Source organism: Arthrobacter gengyunqii, assembly GCF_023022985.1.
Lineage (GTDB): Bacteria > Actinomycetota > Actinomycetes > Actinomycetales > Micrococcaceae > Arthrobacter_B > Arthrobacter_B gengyunqii.
Map to the genome: position 1 here is coordinate 3,492,265 of NZ_CP095461.1, position 21,532 is coordinate 3,513,796.

Genomic DNA, 21,532 nt, shown 5'->3' on the forward strand with positions numbered 1-21,532 from the left:
GGAGCCAGACAATGAGCGTTCGGTACTTGTTCATGGTTCGCATAGTCCGTCGAGTCTACCGACCGGGGGCGGAGCGCGTGCGGGTGGCCACCAGGGCAGCCACGGCCAGCAGTGCGGACAGCGTCATGATGATCGCCAGCGGCACCGCGGATTCCTTGCCCGCAAGCCCCGTCAGCGGCGAGACCAGCGCACCGGCAAAGAACTGGCCGGCGCCCAGCACCGCGGATCCGCTTCCCGCTGCGAGCCCCACTTCTGCGAGAGCCAGGGACGTGGTGTTACCCATGATGAAGCCCACCGAGCTGGCCGCGAAGAAAATGGGCACCGCCAGCAGCTGCGGAGGTGCCGCCGAAACGGACAGCACCAGCACGGCAACGGACATGGTGAGCAGCACGCTCACGGCCACAGTGACGGTTTTCCGCGGCGGTATCCGGCGGGCCAGCCGGGCGGAGATAAAGCCGGCACCCACCAGTCCCATGGCGTTGAGTCCGAAGGCAAGCCCGTAGGCCGACGCCGTGATCCCCATGAGGTTTTGATACACAAAGGGCGAAGCCGAGATGTAGGCCATGAGCACGCCGAAGGTGCTGGCAAACAGGACCGCGTATCCCAGGAACTTCCGGCTGGCCACCACCCCTTTCAGCCCGGCCAGCACCGGACCGCTGCTGCGGTGGCTCCGGGGCTGGGACTCGGCAAGCACCCCAGCCACGCACACGAACATGAGCAGGGCCAGCCCGGCCAGCACCCACAGAACGCCCCGCCAGCCCAGATGCTCCGCGAGCAGACCGCCCACGGTCGGCGCCACCACCGGAGCCACCCCGCCGATGGTCATGAGCAGGCTAAAGGTTCGCGCCGACGTCGCACCCGTGGTCAGGTCAGCCACCATGGCGCGTGCAATGACGACCCCGGCCGAAGCACAAAGTCCCTGCACCAGCCGGGCCGCCACGAGCACGGCCAGATTGGGTGCCAGGGCGCACGCCGCCGACGCCACAACAAAGCCTGCTGATCCCAGGAGCAGAGGGCGGAAGCGGCCGTACCGGTCCGAGAGCGGGCCGAACACCAGCTGGCCGGTCCCCATGCCGAGAAGGAACGCGGTGAGGGTCAGCTGCACTGCGGTGGCGGATGCCTTGAGCTCATCGGTCATGGCCGGGAAGGAGGGCAGGTAGAGATCCGTGGCGAAGGGGCCGGTGGCCGAGAGCAGTGCCAGAACCAGCAGCAGGCCGGTGGTCATGGCCGTGACCGGCTTCCGGCGAAAAGGACTAAACATAGGCCTGATGGTACGGGGGACCCTCCCCCGCAGCTCCATTCAGGGGGAGGATGGCAGCAAAACATCAGTCGGCACGCCCCAGAAAACCACCAGCAAGAAGGACGGAATGCATGATGAGCAACGGCGAACAGGACCGCAAGCGCATTGTTGTGGGGGTGGACGGCTCCCGGCTCTCCATTGAAGCGCTCTGGAAAGCCCGGCGTCTGGCTGCTGTCCTGGGCTGTTCTTTGGAGGTGGTGACGGTCTGGGAGTACAGCATCTCCCTTGCCCCGCCTGTTCCCTCGGACGTTTGGTCTCCGCAGACCCAGGCCGAGCGGACGCTCAAGGAGGCGGTGGGCGAAGCCTTCGGCGAGGACATCCCGCCGGATCTCAAGCAGACTCCCCTGGTGGGCCTGCCGGTGGAGCTGCTTATCGAAGCCAGCCGCGGGGCGGAAATGCTGGTGGTGGGCAACCGCGGGCGCGGCGGCTTCGCCGGCCTGCTGCTCGGATCCGTCAGCTCAACGCTGGCGGCTCATGCGCACTGTCCGGTGCTGATCGTGCACCGCGGCGAATCGGCCTAGTCGGGAAAGCAGCGAAGTCCGGAACGGCTTCCGCGGCGGCCCTTAGTGTCCGGCCGGGGCCTTGCGCAGCAGCACTCCGGCACCGGCGGCCGCCGCCAGCATGATCACGACGCCGATCAGGGACGTGATGCTGACGCCTGAGTCGAACGCCGCCTGCGCCGAGTGCAGCAGGGCCGAGCCCTGCTCCGGCGGCAGCGCCTGCACTGCATCCACGGCACCGCCGAGGGTTTCGCCCGCCGATTCGGCCTGTTCCGGGCTCAGCCCGGAGGGAACCTGCACGCCGTTGCGGTAGGCGGCGGTGAGGATGCTGCCCAGCACCGCAGTGCCCAGGACGGAGCCGATCTCATACGCCGTCTCGGAGATGGCCGAGGCGGATCCGGCACGGGACGGCGGAACACTGGCAAGGATCAGGTCATTGGAAATGGTCTCCGCTGCCCCCACGCCCACGCCCAGGAAGAGGAAGGCCACCACGAGCTGCAGCACGGTGACCGTTTCTCCGGCGAAAAACACCACGGCATAGCCGGCAGCATTGAACAACAGCCCGCCGACCACCACGTAGGCCGGGCGCAGATGCTTAACCAGCGGCACTACGGCCAGGCCAGTGATGACGGTCAGCACCAGGCCGGGCAGCATGGTCAGGCCGGCTTCGATGGGTGACTGCCCCACGACCAGCTGCAAATGCTGGGAGAGGAAGAAGATGAAGCCCACCATGGCGAAGAGACTGAGCAGGTTGGCGCTGATGGAGCCGGTGAACACCGGGTTGCGGAACAGGCGGACGTCCAGCATCGGCTTTTCACGGCTCAGCTGCCGGCGCACAAACAGCGTGCCCAGCACCAGACCGAGGAGGATGAACGGCAGGCCGTGGGCCGCGCCGTCGGACGCAAAGGACTTGATGCCGTAGGTGATGGACAGCATGGCACCCATCACCAGCAGGACGCCGGGCACGTCCACGGCGCCCGGGCTCGGATCCTTGGATTCAGGCAGGAGCCGGGGGCCGAAGACCAGCAGCGGCAGCAGCACCGGAATGGACAGCAGGAACACCGAGCCCCACCAGAAGTTCTCCAGCAGCACGCCGCCCACGATCGGGCCCAAGGCGGCACCGCCGGAGAAGCCCGCCGCCCAGATCGCCACTGCAACGCGACGCTGGGATGGAACCGTGAAAATATTTCGGATCAGGGACAGCGTGGCGGGCATCAGCATGGCACCGAAAACACCCATGAGGGCGCGGGCCAGGATCAGCATGGAGGCCGAGGGGGCAAACGCGGCAACCAGCGACATAACGCCGAAGCCCACGCTGCCGATCATCAGCACCCGCCGGCGTCCGATCCGGTCTCCGAGACTGCCCATGGGTACCAGCAGTCCTGCCAGCACCAGGGCGTAGATGTCCACGATCCAGAGCAATTGCGTGCCGCTGGGTGCCAACGCCCGGGACAGCGACGGGATGGCGAAGCTGAGCACGTTGTTGTCGATGGAGATCAGCAGAACGGGCAGCATCAGGACAGCAAGTCCCCACCATTCGCGCTTGCCTGCACGCGTATCAGCGGGCCTTTCCTGAACGGCCGTCACGGCGTCCTCCTTCTAAAAAGTCTTGGGGGTTTTTGGGCAGAGAGAAGCCCAGCAAGCTACTGTACCGTCTAGACTGTACAGTACCCAAATTGCGGCTGTTTCCCGTCCCGATGGCGTAGCGTAAAAGCATGTCCAACACTCGTCCCGCTCGGGACCGCATCCTCGACGCCTATGAGGAGCTGCTGATCAACGAAGGCCCGCGCGGCGCCACCATGGATGCCGTCATTGCTCTGGCCGGGGTGTCGAAAGGCGGGCTCCTCTATCACTTCAAGAACAAGGAAGCGCTGGCTTCGGCCCTCATCGGCCGCCTCGAGGAACTTGCGGCTGCCGACATCGAGCGCATGGGCGCCGACCCGGAAGGACCGTCACGGTACCTGGTCCGGGAGTCCGTCTACGTGGGCAGCGCCCTCGACCGCGCCCTCATCGGCGTCGTCCGCCTTGCCCAGGCCTCCGATCCGGAAGCATCAGCGGTGCTGGAACGGATCCACCGCAGCTGGATGGACCTCGTCCTCGAAGAAGTTGGCAATCCGGCCATTGCCCGCGCCATTGTCCTGCTGGGCGACGGCCTCTATTACAACGAGGGACTGCCGGGAGGATGGCCGCGGGACAAAGACTCTTCCGCCGCCCAATCGGTGGCTGACCTGCTGGAGGTCGTGGACGTCCTGAAGTCGCATGCGGCCAACGTTCCGCAAAACCAATAACTCGTGCCACAGTGGACGCATGGAAATCAGCACAGCAGATCTGTATGACCAGCACGGTGAGTCATTGGCTTCCGTTTCCCTGCAGTTCCAGGACCTCGGCGGGCACCTCTCCTTCACGGGTCCCGTCCGGACCATCCGCTGCCGGGAAGACAACGGCCTGGTGAAGTCCGTCCTCAACTCTCCCGGCAACGGTGCGGTGCTGGTGGTGGACGGCGCCGGTTCCCTCAACAGCGCACTCATGGGCGACATGATTGCGGAGGCGGCCGTTGCCAACGGCTGGGCAGGCGTGATTATCAACGGCCCCATCAGGGACCGCTCCGCCGTCGCCAAGCTGCCGCTGGGCGTGAAGGCGCTGGGCTCCAACCCGCGCAAGAGCGCCAAGGACTCTGTTGGTGAGGTGGACGTGCCCGTAGAGTTCGGCGGTGTCACCTTCCGTCCCGGGGCTACGCTGTACGCCGACGAGGACGGAATCCTCGTAGAACGTTAGGAGCCGGGATGGCCAATGTCCTGCTTTTCCATCACGCCCAGGGCCTGACTCCCGGCATGGATGCGTTCGCGGACGTCCTGCGCGAAGCCGGCCACACCGTCACCGTGCCCGATCTTTATGACGGGCGCACCTTCAGCGAACTGGAGGACGGAGTTGCCTACGCCCAGAAGATCGGCATGGACACCATCGAGGAGCTGGGCGTCAGTATTGCGAACCGGTTCCCGGAGGAAATGGTCTACATCGGCTTCTCCCTCGGCGTGATCCCGGCCCAGCGGCTGGCGCAGACCCGCCCCGGTGCCCGTGGCGCGGTGCTGATCAGCGGCTGCGTGCCGCTTGGCGCCTTCGACGACGCCTGGCCGGCCGGTGTGCCGGTGCAGATCCACGGGATGGATGCCGATGAGGAGTTTGTCGACTCCGGCGATCTGGACGCCGCAGAGAACCTGGCCGCGTCCACCCCGGACGCCGAGCTTTATCTATACCCGGGCACCTCACACCTTTTCGCGGACATCAGCCTGCCGGATTATGACCCGGACCATGCCTTTGCCCTCACCCGCATGGTGTTGCAGCTGCTGGACCGGGTGGATGAAGGCTACGCGTTCCAGAGCCCGTAGGAATCGGCCAGCGAAGAGATCTTCTGGGCACGCGCCAGGCGCGGCAGGTAGGACCCGTCACCCACGACGGCGCCCGCGGCGTGTGCCTCCAGCAGCTCATGGGCCCACTGGACCTCGGATTCGCTGGGAGAGAGCCCGTGGTTGATGGTGTCCGCGGCGTCGGGCAGGAGGCACAGCTTGCCCGTCATGCCCATGGACTGTGTGACCTTGCAGGCGTCGAGGAGTTTCTCGCCCAGGGCGCCGACGGTGGGGCCGTCGATCGGACCGGGAAGCTGCCCCACGCGGGACGCCACCACAAGCTTGGACCGGGCGTAGGCCAGCGCCATGGGATCGTCGGAGGCACCCGTGTCGCGGCGGAAGTCCCCCACGCCGAAGGCCAGCCGGAAGGTGCCGGGTGCCGAGGCGATCGCCGTCGCGTTTTCAATGCCCAGCGCGGACTCCACCAAAGCCAGCACGGGGGTGCCGGCCTGCAGGCGCATGGCCGTGTGGGTGACCTGCTCCGGCTTCTCGGTCATGGCCAGCATGACGCCGCGCAGGCCCGGAGCCTTGGACAGCGCCGCCAGGTCATCGGCCCAGTAGTCGGTCTCGATGCCGTTGACTCGCACCCAGGCGGTCATACCGGTGGACAGGGCTTCGACCACGCGATCCCGGGCCTCAGCCTTGCCGGGCGCAGGAACAGCGTCCTCCATGTCAAAGACGACGGAGTCCGCTTCCGACGCAAGCGCCGGCCCAAAATTGGCTTCATCGGCAGCAGATGCCAGAAGCCAGGAACGGGACAGTTTTGCAGGCAGCGACGCGGCGCGGCTGTTACGGAAAGGAGCCATACCTAGACCCTACTTTCCGGGCTGGCCGTTCCTTAAATGCGACGCCCGCATTTGTGGCGGCCATCACTGTCTACCGGCGCAGCAGGCGACCGGCCGGAACAGCAGGGTCGACGTCGGCACCCGCCAGCACGGTGCGGCGCACCACGCCGGTGAGCTGCTTGCCGGCGTAGGGGGTGATCGGATTGCGGTGCTGCAGCGCGGCCGGGTCCACGGTGAAGGTGTCCTCCGCCGCGAACACCGCAAAATCGGCGTCCTTGCCCTCAACAATGCCGCCCTTGCGGTCCAGACCGGCCAGAGCCGCCGGCGCCGCGGACATCCAGTGCAACACCCGTTCCAGCTCGATGCCGCGGGTGCGGGCCTCGGTCCAGATCAGCGACAGGCCCAACTGCAGGGAGGACACCCCGCCCCAGGCCACGCTGAAGTCTCCGTTCTCGAGATCCTTCAGATCCAGCGTGCTGGGCGAATGATCCGAGACAATGCAGTCGATGGTTCCGTCGGCGAGACCGGCCCAGAGCTGTTCCCGGTTGGCATCCCCGCGGATGGGCGGGCAGCACTTGAACGCGGTGGCGCCGTCGGGAATCTCCTCTGCCGCCAAGGTGAGGTAATGCGGGCAGGTTTCGGCTGTGATCCGGACGCCGTCGACCTTTGCCGCCCGGATCCGCGGCAGCGCTTCGGCGGAGGACAGGTGCAGGATATGGGCGCGCGCGCCGGTGCGTGCCGCCGCGTCAATGACACCGGATATGGCGGTGTTCTCCGCCGCCGGCGGGCGGGAGGCCAAAAACCCCGCATAACCGCTGCCCGGCGGTGTGTCCCGGATGGCTGCCGGATCCTCGGCGTGCACAATCAGCAGACCGTCAAAGGACTTCAGCTCGGCGAGCGCTTCCTCCATTTCCGCCGGTTCCAGGTGCGGAAACTCATCGACGCCCGAGTGGACCAGGAAACACTTGAAGCCGAAGACCCCGGCCTCGTGCAGCGGCCGCAGATCGGCAAGGTTTCCCGGAACGGCACCGCCCCAGAAGCCCACGTCCACCACAACCTGCGGACCGGCGCAGGCCCGCTTGGTGTCCAGAGCCTCGACGCTCACGGTGGACGGAATGCTGTTCAGCGGCATGTCGATCAGCGTGGTGACCCCGCCGGCGGCCGCGGCGCGGGTGGCGGAAGCAAAGCCCTCCCACTCCGTGCGTCCGGGCTCGTTGATGTGCACGTGCGTGTCCACCAGGCCGGGCAGCAGGGTTTCGTCCGCGGCCAGTTCAATGAGCCGCCCCCCTTCCAGCCCGGCACCTAAGGGCACGACGGCGGCAATCACCCCGTTCTTCACTCCCACTTCGGCCGGGATGGTTCCCCCGGGGGTCAGCACGGCGTGCCCGCGGATCACCAGGTCAAAAGGTTCAGGCGCCGATGCATCCGGCAACCCAGCGGTCACGGCTGGCCGCCGAGCACGATCTGGCGGTTGACGTCCTTATAGAGGAGGTAGCGGAAGTTGGCAGGTCCGCCGGCGTAACAGGCCTGCGGGCAGAAGGCGCGCAGGGACATGTAGTCGCCCTCTTCCACCTCCACCCAGTCCTGGTTCAGCCGGTACACGGCCTTGCCCTCCAGCACGTACAGCCCGTGTTCCATGACATGGGTTTCCGCGAACGGAATGACGGCGCCGGGTTCAAACGTCACCACGTTGACGTGCATGTCATAGGCGACGTCATCCACCGGGATCATCCGGGTGGTGCGCCACTTGTTGTCCGTGCCCGGCATGGGTGTGGGCTCAATCTCTGTCTCGTTGCCGAACACCGGCTGCGGGGTGTGGCCCGCCAGCGGCTGATAGGCCTTGCGGATCCACTGAAACTTGACCGGTTCACCGGATTCGTTGAAGGCACTCCACTGTGCGTCGGGCGGCAGGTAGGCGAAACCACCGGGAGCCAGGACGTGGTCCTCACCCCGCAGGCGGACGGCCAGCGTGCCCTCGAGGATAAAGACGAAGGATTCCACGGTGGGCTGCGGTTCCGGTGAGTTGGAGCCGCCGCCCGGGGCAACCTCCACCAGGTACTGGGCGAAAGTGGTGGCGCCGCCGGCCACCGGCCGGTTCAGGATCCAGGTGCGGGTATCGGTCCATTCGGGCAGCACGCTGGTGACAATGTCGCGCAGCACGCCGCGCGGAATCACCGTGTAGGCCTCGGTCACCACGGCCCGACCGGTGAGCAGCTCGGTCTGGGCGGGCAGGCCGCCAGCGGCTGCGTAGTAGCGCGGGGTGCCCCGGTGTGGGGTGTTGGGCTGGGCAGTCATCTAGCGGACCTTCTCTTTGGTGGGCGATGCGGCAGCTTTGGGATGGGCCAGGGCGGCGAGTTCGACGCCGGTCAGCCCGGTGCCCTGTTCAATTTCCGTTTCGGTCAGGGCGCCGCAGAGCAGGCCGCGGTGTACAAACCGGGCCAGCGCGCGGGCGGTGGCCGGTTCATCCAGGACCGTGCCTTCCTGCTTCCGGACGTAAGTGTCCAGCCGGCGGGCAGCGGCGTCGAACCCCTCCCGGTAGAAGGCGTAGGTGGCCAGGAAACGGGTGGGAAGCTGCGCCGGGTGCAGGTCCCAGCCCTGGTAGAAGCCGCGGGCCAGGGAGCGGCGCACCAGCCGGGCGTGCAGCTGCCAGGCGGAGCGGATTTCTTCGGGCGTGCCCAGCGGCAGGATGTTCGTGGAGCCGTCCGAAAGCCGGACTCCCGTGCCGGCGGCGGCCACCTGCATCACGGCCTTGGCGTAATCCGCGGCCGGGTGCTCCATGGACTGGTATTCCGCTGCAATCTGCACCGAATCACTGTAGTCATAGGTGCCGTAGTGCAGGGCCAAGACGCGGCCCTGCCCACGGTGGATCAGCTGGGCGGCAGGCACGGTGCCGTTGGCGGCCAGGATCAGCTGCGGGGTTTCCACCTGCACCTCGAACCGCAGCCGCCCGGGCTCCAGACCGTGCGTCTCTTCGAGCCGCTGGCAGGTGTAAACCATGGCCTCCACCTGTTCCACGGTGGAGACCTTGGGCAGGGTCAGGACCAGTCCGTCCGGCAACTCCCCCGCCGCGAGCAGTCCGGCGAGGAACAGGTCCAGGGTGCGGACACCGCGGGCACGGGTGGCCGCTTCGAAGGATTTGAACCGGATGCCGACGAACGGCGGCGCCGTCCCGGCAGCCACCGCATCGGCCACGGCGGCGGCGGCCTGCACGGCATGCCCGTCCTCCTCCGTGTCGGAGCGGACACCGTAGCCGTCTTCGAAGTCCAGGCGCAGGTCCTCGATCGGTTCATCGCGGAGCTTCGCCTCGACCAGGGGCACGACGGCGGCGGCCAGTTTGGCGTCCAGGCCCACCTGCCCGGCCAGATCCGTCAGGGACCCCTGCGCAGTTGCGGCGGCCAGCGCCTGCTCGCCCCACTCTGCGGGCAGGGCGGGCACGCAGCGGTCCGCGGGGATGTAGACGGTGTGCACGGGCTGGCGGGTGCCGGCGTCACCGGGATAGGCGTCAGCGAGCAGCCGGTCGGTGTCCGCCAGGACGGCGTCGAGCCTTTGCAGGTGCGCGGCGCCGAGAACGGGGGCGGGTTCAGGAGAGGAGTTCACAGTCATGGTCCTAGTGAGGGTCGGTTTCGGCGGTGCCGGTGACGGCCAGCGGCACTTCCCGGCCGTCGGCGTCGAGCAGTTTCCCATCCAGCATGTGGTCGCCGTCCTTCAGAGCCGCCGTGTCCTCGAGGCGCACGATCCGGTTGGATCCTTCGGCCCACGCGGAGGGGTCCTGCGGGTTTCCGGTTCGGATGTGGTTGAAGAGGATGTTCATCAGGATGGCCATCACCGCGGCGGAGCTGATGCCGGAGTGGAAGATGGTGCCGAACCAAGTGGGGAACTCGTCGTAAAAAGTGGGTGCGGCAATCGGAATCATGCCGAACCCGATGGACGTGGCGACAATGATGAAGTTCATGTTGTTGCGGTAATCCACTTTGGCAAGGGTGCGGATGCCGCTGGCGGCCACCGTGCCGAACAGGACAATCCCGGCACCGCCGAGCACCGGCGTCGGAACCGCCGCCACCACCCGGCCCAGGACCGGCAGCAGGCCCAGGATCACCAGGATCAGGCCGCCGGCGCTGACCACGAAGCGGCTCTTGACGCCGGTGATGGCCACCAGTCCCACGTTTTGGGCAAAGGCGCTTTGCGTGAACGAGTTGAAGACCGGGGACAGAGCGCTGGAGAGCATGTCCGCGCGCAGGCCGTTGGCAATGCGCTTGGAGTCCACCTTGGTTTCCACGATCTCGCCCACCGCAATGATGTCCGCGGTGGTCTCGGTCAGGGTCACCAGGATCACGATCACCATGGAGATGATCGCCGCGGCCTCAAAGGTGGGCATGCCGAAGGCGAAGGGTTCCGGGACGGCGAAGATCGCGCCGCTGCCGACGGCGGAAAAATCAGCTTTGCCGGTCACCACGGCAAAGACGGTGCCCAGCACAATGGCGATGAGGATGGAGAGCCGGGAAACGGCCGAGCTGCCGAGCTTGCTCAGCAGCAGCACCAGCAGCAGGGTCAGTCCGGCCAGGCCGATGTTGGAGACGCTGCCGTAGTCCGGGGCGGCGCTGCTGCCGCCCATGGCCCAGTTGGCGGCCACGGGCATCAGCGTCAGGCCGATGGTGGTGATTACGACGCCGGTGACCACCGGCGGGAAGAAGCGGATCACCTTGGCAAACACCGGGGTGATCAGCAGCCCCACCAAGGAGGCCACGATCACCGCGCCGAAGACGGACTGCAGGCCGCCGCCGCCGTCGAGAATGGCCGTCATGGTGGCCACACCGGCGAAGGAAACGCCCTGGACCAGGGGCAGCTGGGAGCCGAAGAACGGGACGCCGATGGTCTGCAGCAGGGTGGCCAGGCCGCCCACGAAGAGGCAGGCGGCCACTAGCATGCCGACGTCGGCGGGATCCAGTCCGGCAGCGGTGCCGACAATCAGCGGCGGGGCGATGATCCCGCCGTACATAGTGAGCACGTGCTGGAAGCCGTAGGCGAAGGTACTGCCCAGCGGCAGCCGGGCGTCTTCCGGACGGGCTGCGGTGCCGACCGTGCCGGCGGCATTGGAGCGCTGTTTGCGGCTCATCAGCAGAAACCGCCCACGGTCTTCCAGACCGGTGATTCGGAGACCGTGCCTTCGCGCAGCACGGAGGCCTCGATCAGGCCGTACGGGCGGTCCGCGGCGAAGAAGACCTCGTTGGGATTGTCCAGGCCAAACGGTGCCAGGTCCACCAGGAAGTGGTGGTTGTTCGGCAGTGAGAGCCGGACTTCGTCAATCTCCGGGTGGGCGGTGATGACGGCCTTGCCCATTTCGAACATGGTCTGCTGCAGGGCCAGGGAGTGCGTGTTGGCGAAGGCGTCCAGCAGCAGGGTGCGGGCGGAGGCGTAGAGGGCATTGAAGTCCAGCGCGCTCAGGTCCGCGTCCGGAGCGTAGCGCCACTTGGCGGTGACGTCGGTGGCAAGGATCCGGTCCGTGGTTTCGGCGAGGGTGGTGTACCGGTCCCGGGGGAAGCCGGAGAACTCGGAGCCGGTGGACTTCAGCACCGTCAGGCCGCTGATGCCGGAGACCAGATGCTGCCGGCCGGCCTCGGAAACCAGCACCGCAGTGCGGATCTCGGACTTGTCCTTGGCAAAAGCGTGGTCATGGTCGCTGATCCGGTTCCAGAAGTACTGTTCGGCGGCCCAGCGGCCCCCGGAAACCCAGTCGAATCCGCCTGTGAAATGCTGCTCCAGCCGCAGCAGGAACTTTTCGGGCGAGCCGACGCCATCGCGGGCGAAGGCGTAGATGGTGTTCTTCTGCGTGTCGGTGGCCACGACATGGGAGTTGTCCCCCGCCGTGTGCGCGGCTTCGAAATCGCCGTGCAGCTGGGAGGTGATGCTGAGGTCCTCGAGGGAGTGCCGGACGGTGTCGCGGGTGACTTTCACCAGCCGAACCTCGGCTTTGCCGTACTGGTTGCTGCCGAGGACAATCCGGGCGGTGTCGGCCGTCTCCCCTGAGGGGGCCTGAGTTGTTTCAGTCATGGTTCAACTTCCTCGGTAGGTGGAGTAGGCGAAGGGGCTCAGCAGCAGCGGTACGTGATAGTGCTGGGCCGCATCGGTCAGGGCGAACGTCAGGGAAACGCTGGGGAAAAAGGTTTCGGTGCCGGTGGCGGCAAAGTACTCTCCGGTGGCGAAGTCGATCCGGTAGGTTCCCGGCTCCAGCTGTTCCGGACCGAGATTGCCCACCCGGCCGTCGTCGTCGGTGGTTCCGTCTCCGATTCGGGTCCAGCTGCCGTCCCGGCTGCCCCAGAGCGATACGGCGACGGCGGCGGCCGGCTTGCCGGCGCCGGTGTCCAGAATGTGCGTGGTGACGTGGCTGCGGGTCATGAGGTGAGCAGTCCTTCCAGGCGCAGGATGGCGATGTCGCGCAGCTGGGCTGCGATGAGCGGAACTTCCTCCACCGGGGTGTGCTGCAGACGCTCCTGCAGAACGGTGAGGATCTCCTCGGCGCTGCGGCCTGCTGCGCGGATCAGGAAGACGCGTCCGTGCTTCTCTTCATAGGCGCGGTTGCCTGCGGCCAGCTGCTCCTGGACATCGTCCAGCCCGGTGACCGACCCCTGCTCACTCCGGGAGAACGTGGCTTCGGTGTCCGAGCCCGCGGGGCGCTCGCCAATCCGCGGATGGCGGGCGAGGGCGGCGTCGATCTCCGCTTCGGTGAAGTCCGGGGCCGCCAGTTCAGCGAAGCTGAGCAGTTCGCCGGGGGTGGCGAAGGGCCGTGCTGCGGCAATCTCATTGCACCAGCGGGGAATGTCCAGGCAGGGACGGAGCATTTCTTCAGCCTCGGCGTAGCCTGCCGTGTTGAAGGCTGCCAGGAAGTCCGGGACCGGAGAGCTGCTTGGGGAGCCTGGGATGGGTTCCTGGTTTGGTGCCGGATCTGATGCTGGGTCTGATGCTGGGCGCACGGGTGTCAGCTTTCGGTAGGTCTGTTCCATTGCCGGCGCTGAACACCCTTGACCATCGGCGGCGCCGACTTGATTCGATGTTTCCGGCAATCAGAATTGTTATTGCGGACAGTCTGGGCGAGGCGTGGCAAATCTGTCAACAGGTAAATAATTGTTGCGGAATAAAACGAAACCGTGTTTCACGGGTGTTAATTCTGTGCAAACAATCCGTCGTGTTTTACAGCAATGCATTGCGTCAGGTTCCGGGGTTTCGCCCGAATCCGGCCCGGAAGCGCGGAAACTTACCCGGCCATCATCCGGCGGGCCGCCGCCGTGTGCCGGGCAATCAGTGCCGGCAGATCGGTACCGGGCAGCGCGCCGTCCACCACCCGCCAGGTCCCACCGACCATCACCCGGTCCGCCCGGTCCGCACCGCAGAGCAGCAGTGCCGAGAGCGGATCGTGGCTGCCGGAGAAGCGCAGATCATCCAGCCGGAACATGGCGAGGTCCGCCTGCCGTCCGGGAGCCAGCTCGCCCACATCCTCTCGGCCTAAAGCCCGTGCAGATCCCTTGGTGGCCCAGCCCAGCGCCCGCTTGGGGGTGATCGCTTCGGCACCGTAGCGCAGCCGCTGCAGGTACAGGGCCTGCCGCGCCTCCAGGATCAGGTTGGAGGCGTCGTTGGACGCCGATCCGTCCACGCCCAGTCCCACCGGCGCTCCGGCGTCCTCCAGTTCCGCCATCCGTCCGATGCCGCTGGCCAGGCGCATGTTCGACGTCGGACAGTGCGCCACGGCGGTGCCGGCGGCACCCAGCCGGGCAATCTCGTCATCGTTAAAATGCACGCCGTGCGCCAGCCAAGTCCGGTTTCCCAACCAGCCAACGCTGTCCAAATAGTCCACCGTGCGCAGCCCGAACATCTCCAGGCAGAAGGCTTCCTCGTCCATGGTTTCGGCCAGGTGGGTGTGCAGCCGGACGTCGTATTCTTCGGCGAGCGCGGCGCTGTCGCGCATGATGTCCCGGGTTACCGAGAACGGCGAGCAGGGCGCCAGACCGATCTGAATCACGGCGCCGTCGCCGCGCTCGTGGTAGTCCCGGATCAGGCGCCGGCTGTCTTCCAGAATCACGTCCGGCGCCTGGACGGTGTGCTGGGGCGGCAGGCCGCCGCCGTCCTCCCCCAGCGTCATGGAACCGCGGGTGAGCATGGCCCGCATGCCCAGTTTCCGCACCACGTCCACCTGCACGTCGATGCCGTCCTCCAGCCCGTCAGGGAAGAGGTAGTGATGGTCCGCGGCGGTGGTGCAGCCGGAGAGCAGCAGCTCGGACAGGGCCACCGTGGTGGCCAGTTCCAGGTCCGCCGGGGTAAGCCGCGCCCACACCGGATAGAGGTTCTTGAGCCACGGGAACAGCGGGGTATTCACCACCGGCGCCCAGGCGCGGGTGAGGGTTTGGTAGAAGTGGTGGTGCGTGTTGATCAGCCCCGGCAGCAGCACGTGGCCGGAGGCGTCAAAAACCTCGGCGCAGGGGACGGCGGGCCTCTGTCCGGCGGCGAGCACCTCGGTGATGATCCCGTTCTCGATCACCAAACCGCCGGCGGCATCCAGATCGTTGGCGGTGAAGGCAGCCAGCGGGTTCTTCACCCAGAGGCGGCCGGTTGCGGGCGTGGCATCAGTCATGGGACATCCTTGGGCAGACAGACCCCTCCCGGGGCCAGCTCAGTGAACTTGTCTGCTGATCCAAGAGGCCGGTCCTGCATTCCGGCGGTGCCGGCGTGCCGGTTCGCGTGCGCCGGTGGCCTGACCGTCCGCACGAGCCCACCCTACACAGACGGCCCCGCCTTCCCGGAGAATGTGAAGGAAGAGTTCCGCTGACGGGCCACCACCAGTTAAGCGATTGGATTCCCATGGATGCCCACACCCGCCGGAAGCTGGGTCTCGCCTGCGTCTGGACCGCGTGTGCCGCCGGCCTGGTGCACGCCGCCTTCAGCCTGTACTGGGCGGCGGGCGGCCAGTGGCTGCTGGACACCGTGGGCCGGTGGGCGGTGCGGCAGTCCCGTGAGGCGCCGCTGCGCACCGGACTCCTGCTGGGGCTGGTGGCACTGACCAAGACAGCCGGCGCGCTGATTCCGGTGGCCGCGGCCTACGGCAGGATGCCCCGGCCCAGTGTCTGGCGCGGGCTTTGCTGGGCAGGGGCCGTGCTCCTGGTGCTCTACGGCGGAGCAAATACCGTGGTGAGCAACGCGGTCCTGGCGGGGCTGGTTCGTCCGGAAGCCGGCTATGACCGGCCCGCGATGATCGGCCACGCCTGGTTGTGGGATCCGCTGTTCCTCCTCTGGGGCGCCGCGCTGCTCGGCTATCTGCTGCTGTCCCGGCGCATTCCCCAAGGAGCCCCGCACGGCCCGGACACGTCTTAAGCGGCGGCGCGTCCCGCCTGCCGGAACGCCGTGGTAGGCTTCCGTGCAATTACTGGAGAAATTACGCCAATATAACCCCTGACGGTACTGGAACCTACATTCTTTTCCTTCTTCATCAGGGGATGATAATCGGCGTTATATATTCCGATATTGTCATTGTTTTGCGGATTCAAGTCCCCTGCCCGTTATCCCGGCAGGGGGAACTCACCGCTTTGGTTACCGGGTTACCAGGTTGCCGGCGGCGGTTTGCCGCCGGCGGATGCTGCTGGAGGGCAGGTGCGCATGTTGGACATGTTGAACGCGCTGGATGCCGCCGCTGAGGACGGTACTCCCTGCGCCGCCGCAACCATCGTGCGCGCGTCCGGATCCGTGCCGCGGCCGGTGGGCACCTCCATGCTGATCAGCGGAACCGGCAGGATCACCGGGTCACTCTCGGGCGGCTGTGTGGAAGCCGCCGTGGTCGCTGCCGCCGAAGAGGTGCTCGCCGACGGGCAACCTCGGCTGGAATTCTTCGGATACAGCGACGAGGATGCCTTCGCCGTCGGGCTCAGCTGCGGCGGCACCCTGGAGATCCTGATTCAGCCGGTGTCCCCGAACGTGTTTCCCGTGATGCCGGACCCTGATGCGCCCTGCGCCCTCATCCGGCGGATTGACGCCGGGGCCTGTGCCGGGCGGGAGCAGGGTGCGGCAGCGTTGCCGCTGTTGGTCACCGATTTGGCTGGCGCCGCATCACCGGCCGATCTCCTGACCGCTCACGGACCCGCGCTGGCCGCGATGCTCGGCACGGACCCGGCCGGCGCCGCCGCCCGAATCGCTCCGCTGCTCGCCGCCGGGCGCACCGGAATCGTGGAATTGGGCGGTCCCGTGCTGTTCCTGGAGTCCAGGCTCGCACCGCCCCGCCTGCTGCTGGTCGGTGCCAACGATTTCTCCGCTGCCCTCGCCCGGCAGGGACGGCTGCTCGGTTACCACGTCACCGTCTGCGATGCCCGGTCCGCCTTCACCACTCCGGACCGCTTCCCCGCCGCCCACCAGATTCAGGTGCAGTGGCCGGACCAGTACCTCCGCCAGGAAGCCGAAGGAGGACGTCTCGACGCCCGATCCGTGCTGTGCGTGCTCAGCCACGACGCCAAATTCGACATCCCGGTGCTGGCCGAGGCGCTGCGGCTTGAGCTGGCTTATGTCGGTGCGCTGGGATCGCGCCGCAGCCATGAGCAGCGAATGACTGCCCTCCGGGCCGAGGGGCTGACCGGCGCAGAGACCGCGAAGCTGCACTCCCCTATTGGGCTGGACATCGGTGCTGCCACGCCCGAGGAAACCGCGTTGTCCGTCTTCGCGGAGATCGTGGCCGCGCGTTCCGGTTCCGCCGTCAGCGGGCTGCCGCTGCGGACGCTCAGCGGTCCCATTCATCCGTTCACCCGTCACCACGTCAGCCACTGAGGATTCATCCATGGACATGCCCACCGTTTCCGAGCTGATCCGCACCAGTGACCCGCAGGATTGGCGCCCCGGGGATGCCTGGCTGGCCGGCGGCACCGTGCTCTTTTCCTACGGCAGCGACACCCTGCAGCGGTTGCTGGACATCACCGCCGCCGGATGGGAGCCGCTGGCTGTGTCCGACGGCGGATTGGAGATCGGCGCCACCTGCACCATCGCGGAACTGCATGCGTTTCCCGGCACCGCCCCGGCCGATGTCCGGACCCGGTGGCCGGCGCTGGTGCTGGTGCGGCCGTGCTGCGAATCCTTCGTGGCTTCGTTCAAGGTGTGGAACGTTTCCACCGTGGGCGGGAACGTCTGCACCGGCCTGCCCGCGGGACCCATGACAGCCCTGACCGCAGCTTTGGACGGCGTGGCCCTGGTTCACTCCCCCGACGGCACCTGCCGCCGGATTCCGGTGGCCGATCTGGTGATCGGCGACGGCGTTACCGCCCTGGCACCGGGAGAACTTCTCCGCAGCATCTCGCTGCCGGAAGCCGCACTGCGGGCCAGGACGGCGTTCCGCCGGCAGTCACTGACAAATCTGGGCCGGTCCGGGGTGCTGCTGATCGGCCGGGTGGACGAGGACGGCGGGTTTGTCCTCACCGTCACTGCGGCCACGAAGCGTCCGGTCCAGCTGCGGTTCCCCGCACTGCCCGCCGCCGTCGAACTGCGGGCGGAGCTCAACGGGACGATCGACGGCGGGCTCTGGCATGACGACGTGCACGGGCTGCCCGAATGGCGGCACTACATGACGGAGCGGCTGGCTGAAGAGATCCGTGCCGAACTGGCGGCAGCTGGTTCCGGACCGGTGTCCGAGCCGGTGTCCGCGCCCGCATCCGCATCCGCACCAAAGGAGGGTTCCCTGTGACGTACCGGATCAATAAAACCGAGGTGGAGGCCGCTCCCCTCCCCGGACAGTGCCTGCGCACGTTCCTCCGCGAGCAGGGCACCCTGGGCGTCAAGAAAGGCTGCGACGCCGGGGACTGCGGCGCCTGCACCGTCCATGTGGACGGCAAGCCCGTGCACAGCTGCCTTTATCCGGCGGTCCGTGCCGAGGGCCGCGAGATCACCACGATTGAAGGGCTGGCCAACGGAGTCAACCTGCATCCCATGCAGCAGCAGTTCCTGGATGCACAGGGCTTCCAGTGTGGATTCTGCACCGCCGGCATGGTGATGACCGCCGCCACGTTCGACGAGGAACAGAAACAGGACCTGCCGCGGAACCTCAAGGGGAACCTCTGCCGCTGCACCGGTTACCGCGCCATCGGGGATGCCGTGTGCGGGCACCGGCACGTCGATGTCCAGAACGAAGGTGCCTCCGCCGGCCCCGATGCCGTGACGGTCTCCGCTCCGCCGACCGTCGGGACCAATGTCCCCGCCCCGGCCGGCCCCGACATTGTCACCGGCCGAGCCCGCTACACCATGGACGTGCCGGCCGCGGACCTGCCGGGGCTGCTGCATTTGAAAATCCTGCGGTCCCCGCACGCCTCGGCCCGCATCGTTTCCATTGACGCAAGCGCTGCTCTGGCGGTGCCTGGCGTCGAGGCGGTCCTCACCCACGAGGATGCTCCGAAGCAGCTGTTCTCCACCGCCCAGCATGAGCTGCACACCGATGATCCGGACGATACCCGGATCCTGGACAACGTGGTCCGTTTCCGCGGCCAGCGGGTGGCAGCGGTCGTCGCCGCGTCAGTGGGCGCCGCCGCCGAGGGAGTGCGCGCCCTCAAGGTGGAGTACGACCTGCTCCCGTCGGTCCCGGACACCGACGCCGCCCTGGCCGACGGCGCCCCCGAGGTCCATCCGGGCACCGGCAACATCGTTGCGGAATTGCACTCCGAAATCGGTGACACCGCTGCCGGACTGGCGGCAGCCGACGTCGTGCATGAAAACACCTACGAAAGCCAGCGCCTGCAGCACATGGCGCTGGAGACGCACGGGTCCATTGCCTTTTTCGACGAGGCGGGCCGGCTGGTGGTGCGCACCTCCACGCAAGTTCCGTTCCTGATCCGGCGGGCTCTGTGCCGGGTGTTCGGCCTGAAACCGGCGTCCGTGCGGGTGCTCACCGGACGGGTGGGCGGCGGATTCGGTGGCAAGCAGGAGATGCTCACCGAGGACCTGGCCGCGCTGGCGGCGATCAAGCTGAATCGGCCGGTGCAGCTGGAGCTGACCCGGCAGGAGCAGTTCACGGCCACCACCGTGCGGCATCCGTTCTCCGTCCGGGTGCGTGCCGGCGCACGCCGGGACGGCACGTTGACCGCGCTGGAGCTGGATGTCACCACCAACACCGGAGCGTACGGAAACCACGCCCCCGGCGTCATGTTCCACGGCTGCGGCGAATCCGTGGCCGTGTACCGGTGCGACAACAAGAAAGTGGACGCCCGGGCCGTTTACACCAACACTGTCCCGTCCGGAGCGTTCCGCGGCTACGGGCTGAGCCAGATGATCTTCGCCGTCGAGTGCGCCATGGATGAGCTGGCGCGCGGCATCGGCACGGATCCGCTGGAGTTCCGCCGCCGCAATGTCATCGCCAAGGGCGACGCCATGCTCTCCACGGCGCCCGTTCCGGCGGAAGACGTGCAGTACGGCAGCTACGGCCTGGACCAGTGCGTGGATCTGGTGCGGGCGGCGCTGGAGCGGGGAGAGCTGTCCGCTGAGACTTCCGGCGAAGCGCTGGACGCCGAGTGGCGGGTTGGCACCGGCACCGCCGTCGCCATGATCGATACGGTTCCGCCCCGCGGGCACATGAGCCACGCCCGCATTTGCCTGCAGGAGGACGGAAGGTACGGGCTCGACGTCGGCACCTCCGAGTTCGGCAACGGCACCACCACCGTGCACACCCAGCTTGCGTCCACCGCCCTGCACACCACGGCGGACCGCATCGTTATCCGGCAGTCGGACACCGATCTGGTGGACCATGACACCGGCGCCTACGGCTCCACCGGCACCGTGGTGGCAGGCAAGGCCTCCCTCGCCGCGGCGGAGGAACTGGCCGTCCTGCTCAAGGGCTTTGCCGCTTCCCTGTTTTCCAACACCTCGGCACAGGTGCGGTTGCTGCCGGACGCGGTGGAGTGCGACGGCGAGCGGATAGCTCTGGCCGACGTCGCCGTCCACGCGCGGGAGGCAGGGATCAACCTGTCAGCCCAGGGACGCTGGGGCGGAACACCGCGGTCCGTGGCGTTCAATGTGCAGGGCTTCCGGGTGGGCGTGCACACAGGAACGGGTGAAATCCGGATCCTGCAGAGCGTACATGCCGCAGACGCCGGCGTGGTGATGAATCCGCTGCAGTGCCGCGGGCAGATTGAAGGCGGCATTGCGCAGGCGCTGGGTGCGGCACTGTTCGAGAAGGTCCGGGTGAGCAGCAGCGGCGAGGTGCAGACGAAGATTCTGCGCGAATACCATGTGCCGGCCTTCGCGGATGTGCCGCGCACGGAGATTTACTTCGCGGAGACCAATGACTCGCTGGGGCCGATGGGTGCCAAGTCCATGAGCGAGAGTCCTTTCAATCCGGTGGCCCCGGCCCTGGCCAACGCTGTCCGGGATGCCACGGGCGTCCGGTTCAGTGCCCTTCCGCTGGCCCGGGACGTGGTTTTCCTGGCGCTGCGGAAAACACCAGACTAAAGGCGTCCGGCCCCCGGGGTTCCGCCCGGCGGCGGCTGAGCTTCTCAGGCTCCGGACCAAAGCACGAAGCCGCTCAAGTCGCTTATCTGCGACATGCCGCTCCAAGGAGTGCCGTCATCGGCCGGCTGCACTTTCCAGTCATCACTCATCCAGCGCAGTGACATGGTCACGCGGAACAGAACGCCTTCAGTGGTTTCGAAGGCAAGGTCCATGTTTGCTTCCGAAGGGGTGTAGGACCTGATGACGAACCCCCGAACTTGGATGTCGGCTGTCCCTGAGGAATCCACGGCAGTGCTGGTGTCCTTGATAGCGGCGTCCCGGCCGGTTCCGGGTACGAAAAGCTGGTCAGCCGTCTTCATCATGACCTCGGGCGAGCCGGAAGAGCCGAGAGCAATGACGTTCATTGCCGCATAGAGGGCGCCGGCTGGTGAGCTGGCGAAACACGACCGGAAGCCGCTCTCCTCCGTTATTCCCGGGCCAAAGGTTAACGAATCACGAGGCGTTGCCATCAGATCCACCAACTCCCAGTTGGATGTCGGCGCGGTATCCAGCGTCAGCTCATCGGTGAGCGGCAAACCACACACGCTTTTCCGTTCGAAGTTGTTGTCGTCTGCCGATACGGACGGGCTGAGAGTAACGGAACTGGAGCTGCTGCCCGTGGTTGGGGCTGGAGCAGACTGTGCGCTGTCATCTTTTGGGGGAAGCAGGAAGTAGACAACGCCGGCAGCCATGAGGGTGACCACCAGTACGGCTGAAAGGATGAAACCCGGCTTGGTGAACGGGTTGTTTTCGGGGGCGTTATCCGGGGACCGGGTCACGGTAAACCTTTCCGTTGTTGGCGGGAAACGCTAGCCGAGCCGACCGGCACCCGGGGTTCCCGGTCCGGCGGCGGCTGAGCGCAGCTCGGCAATGCGCAGCCGGAGGAAGATGATCAGCAGCACCAGTGCCCAGACCGACAAAACCGCGACCGCCGCGACGATGAGGAAGTACAGGATGGCGACAAATGCGCCGACTCCGGACATAGCTGCCATTCGTTTCCCCCGATTAAAGTCGCCCGGGGCGGTGCCGCTCCGGGCTGGTGCCCCGATCCTA

Annotated in this window: 21 protein-coding genes; 8 read left to right on the forward strand and 13 right to left on the reverse strand. The window is 66.9% G+C overall.

Features of this window, described 5'->3' with window-relative positions; genetic code table 11:
• Positions 1 to 55: 55 nt before the first annotated feature.
• A complete protein-coding gene (locus MUG94_RS16230; RefSeq protein ID WP_227907156.1) occupies positions 56 to 1,261 on the reverse strand; it encodes a multidrug effflux MFS transporter in 1,206 nt (401 codons plus the stop codon).
• A 113-nt stretch (positions 1,262 to 1,374) separates the two neighbouring features.
• Between MUG94_RS16230 and MUG94_RS16235 the strand changes: the two genes are divergently transcribed.
• The gene (locus MUG94_RS16235; protein WP_227907157.1) at positions 1,375 to 1,821 is read left to right on the forward strand and encodes a universal stress protein; all 447 of its coding nucleotides are present in this window, start codon (positions 1,375 to 1,377) and stop codon (positions 1,819 to 1,821) included.
• Positions 1,822 to 1,863: 42 nt separating this feature from the next.
• Here the strand turns inward: MUG94_RS16235 and MUG94_RS16240 are convergent, their stop codons facing one another.
• The gene (locus MUG94_RS16240) at positions 1,864 to 3,387 is read right to left on the reverse strand and encodes an MFS transporter (RefSeq protein WP_227907158.1); all 1,524 of its coding nucleotides are present in this window, start codon (positions 3,385 to 3,387) and stop codon (positions 1,864 to 1,866) included.
• Between the two features lie 128 nt (positions 3,388 to 3,515).
• Here MUG94_RS16240 and MUG94_RS16245 point away from each other — a divergent pair, with 128 nt between their 5' ends.
• From MUG94_RS16245 to MUG94_RS16255, 3 genes are read left to right on the forward strand one after another with little or no spacing between them, the layout of a single operon-like run.
• Positions 3,516 to 4,088, forward strand: coding sequence for a TetR/AcrR family transcriptional regulator (locus tag MUG94_RS16245; protein WP_227890757.1), 573 nt, complete (start codon positions 3,516 to 3,518; stop codon positions 4,086 to 4,088).
• 19 nt (positions 4,089 to 4,107) lie between these two features.
• A complete protein-coding gene (gene rraA / locus MUG94_RS16250; protein ID WP_227890758.1) occupies positions 4,108 to 4,575 on the forward strand; it encodes a ribonuclease E activity regulator RraA in 468 nt (155 codons plus the stop codon).
• A gap of 8 nt (positions 4,576 to 4,583) precedes the next feature.
• Complete coding sequence (locus tag MUG94_RS16255) at positions 4,584 to 5,186, forward strand: dienelactone hydrolase family protein (RefSeq protein WP_227907159.1); 603 nt, start codon at positions 4,584 to 4,586, stop codon at positions 5,184 to 5,186.
• Here the strand turns inward: MUG94_RS16255 and MUG94_RS16260 are convergent.
• The 9 genes from MUG94_RS16260 to MUG94_RS16300 form a co-directional block, all read right to left on the reverse strand.
• Positions 5,165 to 6,010 carry an HpcH/HpaI aldolase/citrate lyase family protein gene (locus MUG94_RS16260; protein WP_227890770.1) on the reverse strand — a complete coding sequence of 282 codons (846 nt, stop codon included), beginning with the start codon at positions 6,008 to 6,010 and terminating at the stop codon, positions 5,165 to 5,167. The two genes, MUG94_RS16255 and MUG94_RS16260, sit on opposite strands and share 22 nt — an antisense overlap.
• Before the next feature lie 70 nt (positions 6,011 to 6,080).
• Complete coding sequence (allB, locus tag MUG94_RS16265) at positions 6,081 to 7,433, reverse strand: allantoinase AllB (protein WP_227907160.1); 1,353 nt, start codon at positions 7,431 to 7,433, stop codon at positions 6,081 to 6,083.
• Entirely contained in the window at positions 7,430 to 8,284 is an 855-nt protein-coding gene (locus tag MUG94_RS16270) for a bifunctional allantoicase/(S)-ureidoglycine aminohydrolase (RefSeq protein ID WP_227907161.1), read from the reverse strand. The genes allB and MUG94_RS16270 overlap by 4 nt, the downstream gene beginning before the upstream one ends.
• A complete protein-coding gene (locus MUG94_RS16275) occupies positions 8,285 to 9,592 on the reverse strand; it encodes a DUF6986 family protein (RefSeq protein ID WP_227907162.1) in 1,308 nt (435 codons plus the stop codon).
• Between the two features lie 4 nt (positions 9,593 to 9,596).
• Positions 9,597 to 11,102 carry a nucleobase:cation symporter-2 family protein gene (locus MUG94_RS16280; RefSeq protein ID WP_227907163.1) on the reverse strand — a complete coding sequence of 502 codons (1,506 nt, stop codon included), beginning with the start codon at positions 11,100 to 11,102 and terminating at the stop codon, positions 9,597 to 9,599.
• The gene (gene pucL / locus MUG94_RS16285) at positions 11,102 to 12,037 is read right to left on the reverse strand and encodes a factor-independent urate hydroxylase (protein ID WP_227907164.1); all 936 of its coding nucleotides are present in this window, start codon (positions 12,035 to 12,037) and stop codon (positions 11,102 to 11,104) included. Before pucL ends, MUG94_RS16280 begins: the two co-directional genes overlap by 1 nt.
• 3 nt (positions 12,038 to 12,040) lie before the next feature.
• Positions 12,041 to 12,382 carry a hydroxyisourate hydrolase gene (gene uraH / locus MUG94_RS16290; protein ID WP_227890775.1) on the reverse strand — a complete coding sequence of 114 codons (342 nt, stop codon included), beginning with the start codon at positions 12,380 to 12,382 and terminating at the stop codon, positions 12,041 to 12,043.
• Positions 12,379 to 12,867, reverse strand: coding sequence for a 2-oxo-4-hydroxy-4-carboxy-5-ureidoimidazoline decarboxylase (gene uraD, locus MUG94_RS16295; RefSeq protein ID WP_269436904.1), 489 nt, complete (start codon positions 12,865 to 12,867; stop codon positions 12,379 to 12,381). The genes uraH and uraD overlap by 4 nt, the downstream gene beginning before the upstream one ends.
• A 371-nt stretch (positions 12,868 to 13,238) precedes the next feature.
• Positions 13,239 to 14,609: an 8-oxoguanine deaminase gene (locus tag MUG94_RS16300; RefSeq protein WP_227907166.1), complete on the reverse strand. Its 1,371-nt coding sequence runs from the start codon at positions 14,607 to 14,609 to the stop codon at positions 13,239 to 13,241.
• Between the two features lie 227 nt (positions 14,610 to 14,836).
• On the opposite strand from MUG94_RS16300, the gene MUG94_RS16305 reads away from it, so the two are divergent.
• The 4 genes from MUG94_RS16305 (at position 14,837) to MUG94_RS16320 (ending at position 20,440) form a co-directional block, all read left to right on the forward strand.
• Positions 14,837 to 15,346 (forward strand): DUF3995 domain-containing protein, encoded by a 510-nt coding sequence (locus tag MUG94_RS16305; protein WP_227907167.1) that lies wholly within the window; start codon positions 14,837 to 14,839, stop codon positions 15,344 to 15,346.
• A 282-nt stretch (positions 15,347 to 15,628) separates the two neighbouring features.
• Positions 15,629 to 16,783 carry an XdhC family protein gene (locus tag MUG94_RS16310; protein ID WP_227890778.1) on the forward strand — a complete coding sequence of 385 codons (1,155 nt, stop codon included), beginning with the start codon at positions 15,629 to 15,631 and terminating at the stop codon, positions 16,781 to 16,783.
• Between the two features lie 10 nt (positions 16,784 to 16,793).
• Positions 16,794 to 17,690 carry an FAD binding domain-containing protein gene (locus tag MUG94_RS16315; RefSeq protein ID WP_227907168.1) on the forward strand — a complete coding sequence of 299 codons (897 nt, stop codon included), beginning with the start codon at positions 16,794 to 16,796 and terminating at the stop codon, positions 17,688 to 17,690.
• Positions 17,687 to 20,440, forward strand: a complete 2,754-nt coding sequence (locus MUG94_RS16320) for a molybdopterin-dependent oxidoreductase (RefSeq protein ID WP_227907169.1) — start codon at positions 17,687 to 17,689, stop codon at positions 20,438 to 20,440. Before MUG94_RS16315 ends, MUG94_RS16320 begins: the two co-directional genes overlap by 4 nt.
• Positions 20,441 to 20,484: 44 nt before the next feature.
• Here MUG94_RS16320 and MUG94_RS16325 read toward each other — a convergent pair whose 3' ends face one another.
• Positions 20,485 to 21,171, reverse strand: coding sequence for a DUF8175 domain-containg protein (locus MUG94_RS16325; RefSeq protein ID WP_227907170.1), 687 nt, complete (start codon positions 21,169 to 21,171; stop codon positions 20,485 to 20,487).
• A 117-nt stretch (positions 21,172 to 21,288) separates the two neighbouring features.
• Entirely contained in the window at positions 21,289 to 21,471 is a 183-nt protein-coding gene (locus MUG94_RS16330; RefSeq protein ID WP_227907171.1) for a hypothetical protein, read from the reverse strand.
• Between the last annotated feature and the right edge of the window lie 61 nt (positions 21,472 to 21,532).